Here is a 12,745-nt window from a genome sequence, read left to right as displayed (position 1 = left end):
GGGCCTGCACCCGCGTTCCGGCATCGTCGACGTCGCCTCTGTGCCGACCTCGAGCGGACGTGATAGAACTATCTATAACGAGGTTCTGTACCTCGCGACGGCTCGTGCACCACGCCTCGATCACCGGTCATGCACCTCGCTCGGGTCGAGGCGCGTGCTCGGAGTGCTCGGTCGTTCCTCGACGGAAGGCGCCACATGTTCAGCGAAACACGCAGTGAGTTCGCCCCGCACGGTCCGAGCGTCGACGCGCTGATCGCGTTGGCGAGTATCCCGGGCGCGGAATCGTATCTCGCACCCGGGGACATCGACTACAGGTCGTGGAATCACGTGGGTGACCCGCTGTGCGAGGCGCTGATCCACGTGATGCGCGAACGCAAACTGATGGGTGGCGACATCTACGCGAACGCCAGAGAACTCGAACGAGGGGGCAATTCGGAGGCCACCGCCTTCTTCGCCGACGTCGAGGCCATTCCGAGCTGGCTCGATGTCGATTCCCTCAGGGTGGGTGCGCGGATGGGACGTCGCAATCCCCTGGGCATGTTGTTCGGAATTCATGGGGCTCTACCCTTGACCTACCTGGATCCGGCTACCGCGGAGGTGATGTCGTCGACCGGTCGCCTGGCCGGCGGGGGTGACTTCCGACGTCGTTTCTGGGAGACGGCAACCGGTTTCGTCGGCGCACTCGACGTGGACGGGATGTTGCCGGGTGGTGACCGGTGGATCATGTGGATCCGAATCAGGTTCATGCACACCATGATCCGACTGGGAATCGAACGCGGTGCGAGGTGGCCCCGATACGATTCAGGATCGCCGATCAGCCAGATGGCCACTGCCGGTGCGACGTACATCTTCGGGCAGTACCGGGTCAACATCATGGAGTATTTCGGGGGAAAGGTGACCCCCGACGAACGCGACGGCTTCGCGCTGATGTGGCGCTGGGTGTCGCGCATCGAGGGTGCGAACAATCAACTGCTCGGGCGAGACCACGCCGAGGAGATGGCGATCCAGATGCGAATCCACGACACCCTGTTCAGTGAGAGTGACAAGACGAAGACCTTGATGCGCGACGTTGTCGAGGGCACAGCATCGATGGCCGCTTTCGGGAAGTCGACATGGCTGAACCACGCGGTGGCGCGGCAGGTTCTGCAACCGTCGATGATAGCCACGTTCCCCGGTGGCGATGCTCGGGACGCGTTGGGCCTCGAGCCACGGCCCACGGCGGAGGCGGTGGTGCGACTGGGGGCGGGCGCGCTACGAGCAGTGAGTTCGGTGACGAGGCTCCCGGGAGTGCGCCGTATCGCCGAAGAGGGCGGTTTCCGACTGTTGGAGAGTTCGCTGGAACGCGGACTCGACGGCGTCCGAGCCGACTATCGCGGAACGGCAGTGGCGGGACGACCGACCGACGAGTGACGACGTCGTCGGCATCCATCGCGGCGCAGCAGCGCACGCAGGATGCCGACGCCGTCGCCGTCGATGTCCGGTCCGAGAGTCAGGCCGACTCTGTGTCATACGGCGACGGCTTGTTCTGCCGCGCCCACGTCTTCTCCGCGTCCGAGAAGGGCGGCGGTGGTGTCATGCCGTCGATCATCCAGCTCTTGAAGAGCCCTTCCACAACCGCTGTCTCCCAGCGCAGCCCACGATCGTCGACGAACGGTCGGACGATCCCGGCGAAGCTCTCTCGCATCAACGAATACAGGTCGTCCTCGGTCATCGTCGCGCCGAGCTTCTCGGACAGCTCGTTCATGTTGCGGGCGACATGAACCACCTCGATCAGGACGAAATCGTCTGTCGGTTCACCCCCGAGGAAGAAGTTCTCGGGATCGAATTCATGGAAGACGACGCTGGTGTAGAACTTCGGCAACCCGACGACGTCCAGGTAGAACGACGTGATGCTGTCGGCGAACGCCTTCTTGTCGTCGGCGGTGTACACATTCTTCGCGGTCCTGATGTTCCAGAGCGGCATGCTTTCTCCTGTGGGTCAGTTCGATTCCAAGGTTCGACTCGCACACCGAACTCGCCCGCCCCCTCGCGGGCGAGTTCGGTGGTTGTCGATCCTCCGGGTTGATCTCGCCGTGGTGCGTATTCTCAGCCTTCGGCTGTCACGCTCGAGTCCACGAGTTCGATGCGTACCGGGACATTCTTGTGCCACGGATTTCCGAAGAACTTGTCACGTCGCGTGACCGTGGTCAGCGTGTTGAGCGGCACCCCGACCACGGTGTCTCCGTTCTCTCCCGGGTAGGAGACACCCATGCCGTTGGGCAACGACACGTGTCCGGGTTGCATCATGTCGCTGATCTCCACCGTCGTTGTCGCGATGCCCGTCTCGGTGATCAGACGCACGACATCACCTGTGTCGACAGCGAGATCAGCGGCGTCCTGCGGGCTCATGCGCAGCGCCCCATCTTTGTCGCGTCGACGCCACTCGGGGTCGCGAATGATGACGTTCGCAGTGAATGCCCGTCGCTCACCCGCCGACAGGATGAACGGAAACTCCTCGCTGGTGTAGCACGGTTCCTCGGCGTCGAGCAGGCGAAGCTCGTCCATGAGCTCCGGGATCGCGACGTGGATCTTCTTGTCCTCGTGGCGAATGTAGGACCAGGCGTCGGAGTAGCGATCCTCGGTGAAGATCACGCCCTCGCGGCGATCACGGATCGCTTCGAACAGCTTTTCGCCCTGTCCTTCACCGTCGTGGGTGAACCCAGCCCGCCGTACCGCGTCGGGCTGTGCAATGGCTGCGAGATGGGCAAAACTCCAGACGAGTGATTGTGCCTCGTCTCCCGGAGCGAATGTTGCGCCCAATGTGCGGTAGACGAGGTACGGCACGATTCCGGCGAGTTCGGGCTTCTGCTCGATCGTCGAGAACAGCGCGAGGCTGTAGGCGGATCGACCCACCCGCGCGGACGCCGTCAACGACGCGATGATGCCCGGATCCACGAGGTCGAGCCTGTCCATCAGAGCGGCGTAGATCTCCGGCTCCGATCGGGTGCCCGGCATCGGCGGCATCAAGGGGTGACGCATCTGAAAGGTGTTGTGCGGGAAGTGCAAAGTGAACAGTGACGCCTCGTACTTCTCGAACTGACTGGCTGCTGGCAGCACGTAGTCCGCCGCCCTGGCGGTCTCGGTCAGGGCGACATCGATGACGACGGTGAGGTCGAGGCTGCGCATCGCCTGCCGGAAGCGCTCCGAATCGGCCAACGAATGCAAGGGATTCGACGATTCGATGAACATCGCACGGAACCGATCCGGGTGATCGGTCAGAATCTCGTCCGCGATGGAGTTGGCCGGGATCAAGCCTGCCATGATGCGCGCGCCGGTCACCGGGGTCACTTCGGCATCACGGTCCACGTTGCCGGCGAGTCGTGCTATCGGATCGGCCGCTGCCACCGACACCGACGGGAAGAAGAAGTGCAACGCGGATCGGGCAACGTTCTCGGCCACCTTCCCGGAGGTCGCATGCCCGTCGAGGCGTGAGAAGACCGCGCGCATCGCGGCAGCGCCGTGACGCATCGACCGGAGTCCGACAGCGCGTCGCGCCCCGGAGAACCGCACCGGCTCGTCCCGTTCGATGGGGAACCACGGCCCTGCGAGCGGAAAGATCCACGAGTGGATGTGCATGCCGCCGGGCTTGGCGAAGTTGCCGGTCAACACCCAGAGCATCTTCTGCAGATACGAGCAGACGGTGCTGTTGGGGGACTGCTGGATACCCAGATCCTCGTACGTGGCGACACTCTTCGCTCGCGCGATGCGGCGGGCGGCTGCACGGATGTCGTCCTCGGGCACACCGCATCGTCGGGCGTAGTCGGTGATGTCGATGTCGCGGAACAGCTGCAGAACTTCGCCGACCCCGACCGCATGGGTGTTCAGCCACTCCGACGCGATCAGGTTTTCCTGTACGAGGGTGGCGTCGAGGGCGCCGAGACACCAGACGTCGGTCCCGGGCTTGATCTGCAGGTGATGGTCCGCCATCGCTGCGGTCTCGCTCTTCCGGGGATCGATCACGATGATCGCCCGGTCGGGGTCGCGCGCCAATTCCTTCAAGGTGGGTCGGGCCCGGGCCATGCCGTGCGACTGCCACGGGTTCTTGCCGATGAACACGGCAACTTCGGAGTTCTCGAAGTCGCCCGCCGTGTGGGCGCCGTACAGGTGCTTGTCGACGTACGCTTCGCTGGTCTTCTCCTGGCCGAGGGCGTTCGACATGTACTTGGCGCCCACGCCGTTGAACAGCGCGCGGCCGTATCCGCCACCGAGGTGGTTGCCCTGACCACCGCCACCGTAGAAGAAGATTCGCTCACCGCCGTGTTCGTCCCGCACGGCAGCCAGGCGAGCGGCGATCTCGTCGAGGGCTGTGTCCCAACTGATCTCCTCGAACGTGCCGTCGGGACGTCGGCGCAGCGGGCTGTCGATCCGGTGAGCGCCGTTCTGATAGCGATCGAGGCGTAGCGGCTTCTCGCAGCTGTATCCCTGTGAGTTGGGATGGTCCTTGTCGCCTCGGATCTTGGTCAGCGCCCGGCCCTCGAGCAGTACCTCGATGCCACAATTGCACTCGCACAGAATGCATGCGGTCTTCTGCCAGTCGGCTGGTGTCGCGTCCTGCGTCATGTCGGTGATCCCTTCGCGTCGTGTGAGCGATCGTACATAACAAAGTCATGTACGGGGGATCCGATCGGAGATCCGACCGACAAGACGTGCGGACGATGGGTACGATGACCAGATGCATAACCTCATTATAAATTCGCGTCCCCTCCGAGTCGCCATCGTGGGAGCGGGACCGGCCGGGATCTATGCTGCGGACGCGCTGATGAAGTCCGACACGGCCTCGGAGCGTGGCGTGTCGATCGATCTGTTCGAGCGGATGCCCGCGCCGTTCGGATTGATTCGCTACGGCGTGGCACCGGATCACCCGCGCATCAAGGGCATCATCACCGCCCTGCACAAGGTCCTCGACAAGCCGCAGGTCCGACTGCTGGGCAACGTCGACTTCGGCACCGACATCACCGTGGATGATCTCCGGTCGCTGTACGACGCGGTGATCTTCTCCACCGGTGCAACCGAGGACCGCGCGATGGACGTCCCCGGCATCGATCTCGACGGATCCTTCGGTGCCGCGCAGTTCGTGGCCTGGTACGACGGACACCCCGACTTCTCTCGTACCTGGCCTCTGGGGGCGGAGAAGGTTGCCGTCATCGGCGTCGGCAATGTGGCGTTGGACGTCGCGCGGGTGCTCGCCAAGACCGCCGACGAGCTGCTGCCCACGGAGATCCCGCCGAACGTCTACGACGGGCTCGCGGCCAACAGAGCCGTCGAGGTGCACGTGTTCGGGCGTCGCGGCCCGGCCCAGGCCAAGTTCACGCCGCTCGAGTTGAAAGAGCTGGACCACTCCCCGACGATCGAGGTGATCGTCGACCCCGAGGACATCGAGTACGACGAGGGGTCCGCGGTCGCGCGACGCGCCTCCAAGATCACCGATCAGGTTGCCACGATCATCGAGAACTACGCGATCCGCGAACCCGGTGACCGTCCGCACAAGCTGTTTCTGCACTTCTTCGAATCACCCGTGGAGATCCTCGGCGCCGACGGCAAGGTCATCGGTCTGCGCACCGAACGCACCCGACTGGACGGGAGCGGCAACGTGACGCCGACCGGCGCGTTCACCGACTGGGAGGTCGGTGCGGTCTATCGCGCGGTCGGGTATCTGTCGGACGATCTGCCGGGAATCCCGTTCGACACCCTGGCCGGGGTCATCCCCAACGAGGCCGGACGGGTCGTCGACGAGGGCGCCCACCTGACCGGGCTCTACACGACGGGCTGGGTCAAGCGCGGACCCATCGGCCTGATCGGGCACACCAAGGGCGACGCCAACGAGACCGTCGAGTGCATTCTCGACGACATGAGGGCCGAGTCGCTGAACACCCCGGACACACCGCAGGAATCCGCCGTTCTCGAGCTCCTGGAATCGCGCGACGTGCAGTTCACCACCTGGGACGGCTGGCACCGACTCGACGAACACGAACGTTCACTGGGCCGGGCCGAGGGCCGCGAACGCATCAAGGTCGTCGAGCGTGACGACATGCTCGCCGCCGCCGAACCCGACAAAGTGTCCGCCCGCCGACGTTCGTGACGGTCGACCACGCCGGATGCTCGCTAGGGTTGTGACTGCTGTCGCCGCTTCCACCATCGCACGGCTTGCTTCGCGCCGGCCACGGAGAGATCGCGGGGGTATCCCATCCCGACGAAGTGGTTGACCGCCATCGGTTGCAAGATCGTGGCCACGGGATCTGTGAAATCCGCGAACTGCCCGCTGATTTCGAGCGTGACGAAACCGTGCACGAGACTCCACAGTTCTGCCGCCATCTGCTCTCCCGCGATCGGCGACACCCCTGTGCGAGCCAGATCTTCGCATGTCGCGGCCAGGACGGCATATGCGGGCCCGAACCCTTCGCTCGACATCCGATCCGTCGATGCGACGTATCGGTACGTGCCTCGCGTGGACAGGCCGAACATCATGTCGTAGAGATGGGCGTTGCGTCGGGCAACCTCGTGGGTGGTCAGTGCCATTGCGAACAACCGTGCGCCCGGGTTCATTCGTGCCGCTGATGCGGCCAGCAGGGCTGTACGAAGGTCGGCGTATCCGCGGATGACGACCTCCCGCAACAGTTCCTGCAATCCGCCGAAGTGGTGATAGATGGTGATCGTCGAGACGCCGGCGCGATCGGTGATCGTCCGCACCTTCAACTCGCTCGGACCGGCATCGGCCAACAACTCCATCGCCGAGCGGATGAGCCGCTCGCGGACGGGTTCGTCGTCGACGCTCCCGACGAGGGACGTGTGAGCGGATGCCATGAGTCGATCGTTTCACATTGCGGCGGGACATCCCGCCGACGGCACAGGGGACCGTTGCAGGGTGTACGGCAGACAGCGTCTGCTATAACTTCATTATTCCCCTCACCCGCCCGTACTCGACGCGCTCCGTCAACAAGTCGGCCGTCCTCGCGACGCTCTGTCTAGCGGTATTCGTGGTCAACGTGTCGACGACCGTCGTCAACATTGCTTTGCCGACCCTGGTCAGGGAGCTGGGGGCCAGCACCCGGGACCTGCTCTGGATTGTCGACGCGTTCAATCTTGCGTTCGCAGCGCTGGTGCTGGCGGGTGGATCGCTCAGCGATCGATTCGGTCGTCGTCGGCTCCTGCTGCTCGGACTCGTCATCTTCGTCGCGGCATCCGCAGGCGGAGCGCTCAGCGGCCGCCCCGGCGTACTCGTCGCCTGGCGCACACTCGCCGGTGTCGCCGCTGCACTGGTTTATCCGGTGACGCTGTCGATCCTCGCCAACGTGTTCACCGATCGGACCGAACGGGTGAAAGCTCTCGGGTTGTGGGGAGCGGCCACCGGCCTTGCGGTGGCCACCGGTCCGGTCGTCGGTGGTGCCCTGATCGAGCACTTCTGGTGGGGATCGTTTCTCGTCTTCAACGGCATCGCTGCGGCGGTCACGCTGTTCTTCGCCGCGCGCTTCATCCCCGAGTCGCGCGACCCCGCTACGCCGCCGCTCGACTACGTCGGCCTCGTACTGTCGACCGTCGCACTCGGCACGCTCGTGTACTCGATCATCGAGGCACCCGACCGCGGATGGGGCTCGCCACCTACCGTGATCGGCTTCGTGGTGGCTGCGGTGGTGTCGACGGTGTTCGTCATCCACGAGATCCGGAGCGGCCATCCCATGCTCGATGTCAGGTTGTTCGCGAACATGCGGTTCACCGCCGCAAGCGGAGCGGTCACCGGCGGATTCTTCGCCCTGTTCGGCTTCATCTTCCTGGTCACCCAGTACTTCCAGTTCGTGCGCGGGTACGGCGCTCTGGAGACCGGCGTCCGAATCCTGCCGGTCGCGGGCTCGATCGCGGTGGCGGCGCTCGTCGGGCCTCGGATCGCCGTCGCAATCGGCACGAAAGTGGTCGTCGCCTTCGGATTGTTCTCTCTCAGCGTCGCATTCGTGTGGGCGTCGACTCTCACTGCCGACGCCGATTACTGGGTCATCCTGCTTCAGATGCTCCTGTTGGGTGGCGGCATCGGACTGACCGGCACGCCGGCAACCGAAGCGATCATTGGTGTGGTCTCACCGGACAAGGCCGGCATGGGGTCGGCGGTCAACGACGCCACGCGTGAGCTCGGCGGCACCCTCGGCGTCGCGGTGATCGGATCGGTCGCACTGTCCGCGTATCGCGATCATCTCGATGTCGGATCCTTTCCCGAGCCGCTGCGGGAGCCCGCGAGCGAATCGGTCGGCGCGGCACTCTTCGCTGCCGACAGGGCGGCGGAACTGTTCGGTCAGGCCGGTGCCGATGTAGGCGCACGACTGACAGAGGTCGCAAGGGTGGGTTTCGTCGACGGAATGTCCTCGGATGCATGGTCGCGGGAGGCGTGACTGCCGCTGCTGCCGTTCTCACCCTCATTTTTCTGCCTGCCCATCCCGTCGCGCACGATGACATCGATGCCGAACTACCCGGTCCGGACGACGCGACGGCGAGCACGGTCGCTCGGGACAGCGCTCGCTGAACCGCTGCGAGGACGCACGAAAGCCCCGACCCGGTTTCCCTGGTCGGGGCTTTCTTTCGTGTCTCAACCACGAGTCGGGGTGGCGGGATTCGAACCCACGACCTCTTCGTCCCGAACGAAGCGCGCTACCAAGCTGCGCCACACCCCGTGGCCGTTCACTCCCCGTCAGGGCAGCTCTGCAACTCTATCGCACCATGGCTTCGGAACGCGAAACGCCCTGTTCGGGTGAGGTCCTGGGCGGACGCTTCGCCGGAACGAGGGTGATCAGGGTGGCCTCGGGACGGCAGCAGAAGCGGTACGGCGCATACGGCGACGTCCCGAGTCCGGCCGAGACGTGCAGTCGGGTGTGGGCACCCCAGCGCGAGGGTCCCTTGACGCGAGAGCGGTCGAGCTCGCAGTTGGTCACCAGTGCGCCGTAGAACGGGAGGCACAGTTGGCCGCCGTGGGTGTGTCCCGCGAGCACCAGGTCGTATCCGTCCGCCGCGAAGCGATCGAGCACGCGCGGTTCGGGAGAGTGGGTGATGCCGATGCTCACGTCGGCGATGGGGTTCGGCGCGCCGGCGATGGTGTCGTAGCGATCACGCTTCAGGTGCGGATCGTCCACCCCGGCCGTCGCGATCCGGACGCCGGACACCTCGAGCTCGCGGCGGACGTGGGTGACGTCCATCCACCCGCGCTCGGTGAAGGCCGCCCGCAGGTCCTGCCACGGCAGCGGGTTCCCGAACACCTTCTTGTGATTCTTCGAGAAGTACTTCAGGGGGTTCTTGGGCACGGGCGCGAAGTAGTCGTTCGAGCCGAACACGAACAGCCCTGGCCGACCGAGGAGCGACCCGAGCGACTGCACCACGGCCGGCACCGACCGCTGGTGGGACAGGTTGTCGCCGGTGTTCACGACGAGATCGGGTTCGAGCCGATCGAGCTCACGCACCCAGTTCTGCTTGAGTTTCTGGTCCGGCATCATGTGCAGGTCGCTGATGTGCAGGACACGCAGCGTCGACGACCCCGGGGCGAGCACCGGCATGGTGGTCTCCCGCAGCGCGAAGGCGTTCCGCTCGATGGCCGTGGCGTAGGTCAACCCCACCGCCGCCGATCCCGCGGCGAGAGCCGCGATCCCTCCGGGAGTGGCGAGAGAACGCGCGGCCGACTGCAGACTCGGGAGCGAGTGCGCCGAGCGACGGGGGAACGCTGATGTACCGGACACCTCGTCGACAGTACCGTTTCCGACATGGCCGAGAACTGTGACATGGAAAAGCGCCTGCGGGCGGATCTGACGACATCGATGAAGGCGAAGGACAAGCTCCGGACGGCGACGCTGCGAATGCTGCTGTCGGCGGTACAGACCGAGAAGGTGTCGGGCAAGGAAGCACACGAGCTCACCGACGAGGACGTGCTGCGCGTGCTGGCCAAGGAATCGAAGAAGCGCGGCGAGTCCGCCGAGATCTACACCCAGAACGGGCGCGGTGAACTCGCCGCCACCGAGCGTGCCGAGGCACAGATCATCGACGAGTACCTGCCGACGCCGCTGACCGACGCCGAACTGGCCGACGTCGCCGACACGGCCATCGCGCAGGTGGCCGAGGAACTCGGTGAGCGCCCGGCGATGCGACAGATGGGACAGGTCATGAAGGCCGCCACGGCGATCGCCGCCGGCAAGGCCGACGGCTCCCGCATCTCGGCCGCGGTCAAGGCTCGGCTGTAGGGCACTCGCCGCCGCACGCCACTGCCGCAGCTAGCGCGGCGGTGCCGTCAGCCCGGGGATCGCCGGCAGGGTGACCCCGGGCGGCAACGCCGGAAGCTGGATCCCCGGCGCCGGGGCTGCCGGTGCCGCCCGGACGGACCCGTCGCTGATGTAGATCGTGACCGTCGATCCCGGAATGGCGGAACCCGAGGGTGACGTGCTCACCACGGTGCCCCGACCCTCCGACGACGCGGTGGTCGCCACCTGCACGCGGAACCCTGCGGCCTGCAACTGCGAGGTCGCGGAGTTCTGCGTCAGGCCCGTGACGTCGGGAACCTGGCCGTTGGCCGATCCGCGCACGTACTTCTGGTCGACGGCCGGGAGTCCGACGTCGCCGAAGTTCGTGGCCACCGGATCCATCGCGTCGTACCAGGTCCGTGCAGGCTCGTTACCGCCGAACAGGTTGCCCGAACCACACGGGCGCAGCGGGAACGAGCAGATCTCGCTGGGAGTCGGGGAATCGCCGTAGGTGTAGGCGGCGGCCGCGTACCGGTTCGTGAATCCGAGGAATCCCGAGGATCGGTGCGATTCCGTGGTGCCGGTCTTGCCGGACATCGGCAGCGACCAGCCCACCGAGCTCGCGGCGGACGCCGACGTGCCGCCGGGCTGGTCGTCCTTGCTCATCGCGTTGGCCAGTGTGTTCGCCAGTCCCGGCTCCACGACCTGCTCGCACGCCTGCTGCGTGACGGGGATCTGCTTGCCGCTGCGATCGAAGACGCTGTCGATCGGGTTGGGCGGGCACCACTTGCCGCCGGACGCGAGGGTCGCGGCCACGTTGGACAGTTCCAGCGGATTGACGTAGGTCGGTCCGAGCGTGAAGGAGCCGAGGTTCGCCTCCTTCTGGTAGTCGGCGAGGCTCTGGTCGGTGCCCTGGCCGGCTGTGCCGGGCAGCGTGTACGAGCGCAGGCCCAGGCGGACGGCCATGTCGACCGTCGGGGTGACGCCGACCGACTCGATCAGCTTCACGAAGGCGGTGTTGGGGGACTGTGCCAGCGCGTCGGTCACCGAGAGCGACTGCGGGTAGTTGCCGGCGTTGGTCACGCAGTACGTCGAGGGAGGGCACCCGCGCGCACCGCCGTCGCCGAGTCCCTTGACCTCGACGCGGTTGGGCACCTGCAGGACCGCGGACGTGCCGAGGCCCTTCTCCATCGCGGCGGCGGTGGTGAAGATCTTGAAGATCGACCCGGCACCGCTGCCCACCAGGGAGTACGGCTGCGGCTGGACGGTCTCGTTGGCGTCGCCGTTGAGGCCGTAGCGCCGTGACGACCCCATTGCGAGGATGCGGTGCGAGTCCTGCCCCGGCGCGATGACGTTCATGACCGTCGCGACACCGTCGAGATCCGGGCTGCTGTTCCCGGACAGGGCGGCGCTCGTGGAGGACTGCACGGCCGGGTCGAGAGTGGTCTTGATCAGGTAACCGCCCTTGTCCACCTGGTCCTTGCTGATGCCGGCATCGGCCAGGTACTGCAGCGCGTAGTCACAGAAGAAGCCACGATCACCGGCGGCGATGCAGCCGCGCGGCAACTGGTTGGGCTCCGGCAGCACGCCCAGCGGCTCGGCCTTGGCGGCCTCGATCTCCGCCGCGCGGTCCGGGATGTTCTGGATCATCGTGTCGAGAACGGTGTTCCGTCGCGCCATCACGCCGTCGTAGTTGGTGTACGGGTTGAGGGCGGAGCTGGACTGCACCATGCCCGCGAGCATCGCCGCCTGCGTCAGGCTCAGCTGGCTCGCGTCGATGCCGAAGTACGTCTGTGCCGCGTCCTGGATGCCGTAGGACGAGTTACCGAACGGCACCAGGTTGAGGTAGCGCGTGAGGATCTCGTCCTTGGTCAGCTGCTTGTCCAGCGTCAGCGCCATGCGGATCTCGCGGATCTTGCGCGCGGGAGTGGTCTCGATGGCGGCGCGGCGTTCGGCGTCCGTCTTGGCGACGACGAGCAGTTGGTAGTTCTTCACGTACTGCTGATCGAGGGTGGACGCGCCCTGCTCCACCTGTCCGCTGGTGGTGTTGGTCAGGAAGGCGCGCACCGTGCCCTGCCAGTCGACGCCCTCGTGCTCGGCGAACCGGCGGTCCTCGATGGAGACGATGGCGAGCTTCATCTCGTTCGAGATGCGGTCGCTCGGCACCTCGAAGCGTCGTTGCTCGTAGAGCCACGCGATGGGGTTGCCCGCGGAGTCCACCATCGTGGACACGGCGGGCACCGTTCCCTCGACGAGTTCCGCGGAGACGTTGTCCACGGTGTCGGCGGCGCGGTTGGACGCGAATCCGAACCCGCCGGCGAGCGGGAACATGACTCCGGCGAGCAGCGCGCCGGCCAGGGCGGAGCACCCGGCGAGTTTGGCGACAGTCTTGGCGATCGGCACGAACAACAGAGTACGTGGCTCCTCCGGGACACAGCCCGTACCGGACATGTGGACGGCTGACCTGCTCCGATGTGACCGATCGCACGGGCGTACCAGAAAAG

Annotated in this window: 9 protein-coding genes and 1 tRNA gene; 4 read left to right on the top strand and 6 right to left on the bottom strand. The window is 65.8% G+C overall.

Annotated features, from left to right (window positions below; genetic code table 11):
* Positions 1–195 precede the first annotated feature (195 nt).
* Positions 196–1,410 (top strand): oxygenase MpaB family protein, encoded by a 1,215-nt coding sequence (locus tag QE397_RS18635; protein WP_307096633.1) that lies wholly within the window; start codon positions 196–198, stop codon positions 1,408–1,410.
* 79 nt (positions 1,411–1,489) lie between these two features.
* Here the strand turns inward: QE397_RS18635 and QE397_RS18630 are convergent, their stop codons facing one another.
* Together QE397_RS18630 and QE397_RS18625 are read right to left on the bottom strand one after the other, a co-directional pair.
* The gene (locus QE397_RS18630; RefSeq protein WP_307096631.1) at positions 1,490–1,963 is read right to left on the bottom strand and encodes a tautomerase family protein; all 474 of its coding nucleotides are present in this window, start codon (positions 1,961–1,963) and stop codon (positions 1,490–1,492) included.
* 122 nt (positions 1,964–2,085) lie between these two features.
* Entirely contained in the window at positions 2,086–4,599 is a 2,514-nt protein-coding gene (locus tag QE397_RS18625; protein WP_307096629.1) for a molybdopterin-dependent oxidoreductase, read from the bottom strand.
* Between the two features lie 112 nt (positions 4,600–4,711).
* Here QE397_RS18625 and QE397_RS18620 point away from each other — a divergent pair, with 112 nt between their 5' ends.
* Positions 4,712–6,118: an FAD-dependent oxidoreductase gene (locus QE397_RS18620; RefSeq protein ID WP_307096628.1), complete on the top strand. Its 1,407-nt coding sequence runs from the start codon at positions 4,712–4,714 to the stop codon at positions 6,116–6,118.
* Positions 6,119–6,141: 23 nt separating this feature from the next.
* Here QE397_RS18620 and QE397_RS18615 read toward each other — a convergent pair whose 3' ends face one another.
* Positions 6,142–6,840 carry a TetR/AcrR family transcriptional regulator gene (locus tag QE397_RS18615; protein WP_307096625.1) on the bottom strand — a complete coding sequence of 233 codons (699 nt, stop codon included), beginning with the start codon at positions 6,838–6,840 and terminating at the stop codon, positions 6,142–6,144.
* A 182-nt stretch (positions 6,841–7,022) separates the two neighbouring features.
* Between QE397_RS18615 and QE397_RS18610 the strand changes: the two genes are divergently transcribed.
* Entirely contained in the window at positions 7,023–8,414 is a 1,392-nt protein-coding gene (locus tag QE397_RS18610; RefSeq protein WP_307096624.1) for an MFS transporter, read from the top strand.
* 205 nt (positions 8,415–8,619) lie between these two features.
* On the opposite strand, the gene QE397_RS18605 is transcribed toward QE397_RS18610, so the two are convergent.
* Positions 8,620–8,693 (bottom strand) — tRNA-Pro (locus QE397_RS18605).
* 36 nt (positions 8,694–8,729) lie between these two features.
* Positions 8,730–9,695: a metallophosphoesterase gene (locus tag QE397_RS18600; RefSeq protein ID WP_051613580.1), complete on the bottom strand. Its 966-nt coding sequence runs from the start codon at positions 9,693–9,695 to the stop codon at positions 8,730–8,732.
* A 75-nt stretch (positions 9,696–9,770) separates the two neighbouring features.
* Here QE397_RS18600 and QE397_RS18595 point away from each other — a divergent pair, with 75 nt between their 5' ends.
* Positions 9,771–10,244, top strand: coding sequence for a GatB/YqeY domain-containing protein (locus tag QE397_RS18595; protein ID WP_027506679.1), 474 nt, complete (start codon positions 9,771–9,773; stop codon positions 10,242–10,244).
* Between the two features lie 30 nt (positions 10,245–10,274).
* On the opposite strand, the gene QE397_RS18590 is transcribed toward QE397_RS18595, so the two are convergent.
* The gene (locus QE397_RS18590) at positions 10,275–12,644 is read right to left on the bottom strand and encodes a transglycosylase domain-containing protein (RefSeq protein ID WP_027506680.1); all 2,370 of its coding nucleotides are present in this window, start codon (positions 12,642–12,644) and stop codon (positions 10,275–10,277) included.
* Positions 12,645–12,745: the final 101 nt, after the last annotated feature.

Source organism: Rhodococcus sp. SORGH_AS_0301 (assembly GCF_030818285.1).
Taxonomy (GTDB): domain Bacteria; phylum Actinomycetota; class Actinomycetes; order Mycobacteriales; family Mycobacteriaceae; genus Rhodococcoides.
Note: the sequence above shows the minus strand (reverse complement) of the source record. Positions and strands in the feature narration are given on the sequence as shown.

Bases quoted from the DNA above. Each gene is read 5' to 3' on its own strand.
- QE397_RS18630 (WP_307096631.1), bottom strand. From the start codon at position 1,963: ATGCCGCTCTGGAACATCAGGACCGCGAAGAATGTGTACACCGCCGAC.
- QE397_RS18625 (WP_307096629.1), bottom strand. From the start codon at position 4,599: ATGACGCAGGACGCGACACCAGCCGACTGGCAGAAGACCGCATGCATT.
- QE397_RS18620 (WP_307096628.1), top strand. From the start codon at position 4,712: ATGCATAACCTCATTATAAATTCGCGTCCCCTCCGAGTCGCCATCGTG.
- QE397_RS18595 (WP_027506679.1), top strand. From the start codon at position 9,771: ATGGCCGAGAACTGTGACATGGAAAAGCGCCTGCGGGCGGATCTGACG.
- QE397_RS18635 (WP_307096633.1), top strand. From the start codon at position 196: ATGTTCAGCGAAACACGCAGTGAGTTCGCCCCGCACGGTCCGAGCGTC.
- QE397_RS18615 (WP_307096625.1), bottom strand. From the start codon at position 6,840: ATGGCATCCGCTCACACGTCCCTCGTCGGGAGCGTCGACGACGAACCC.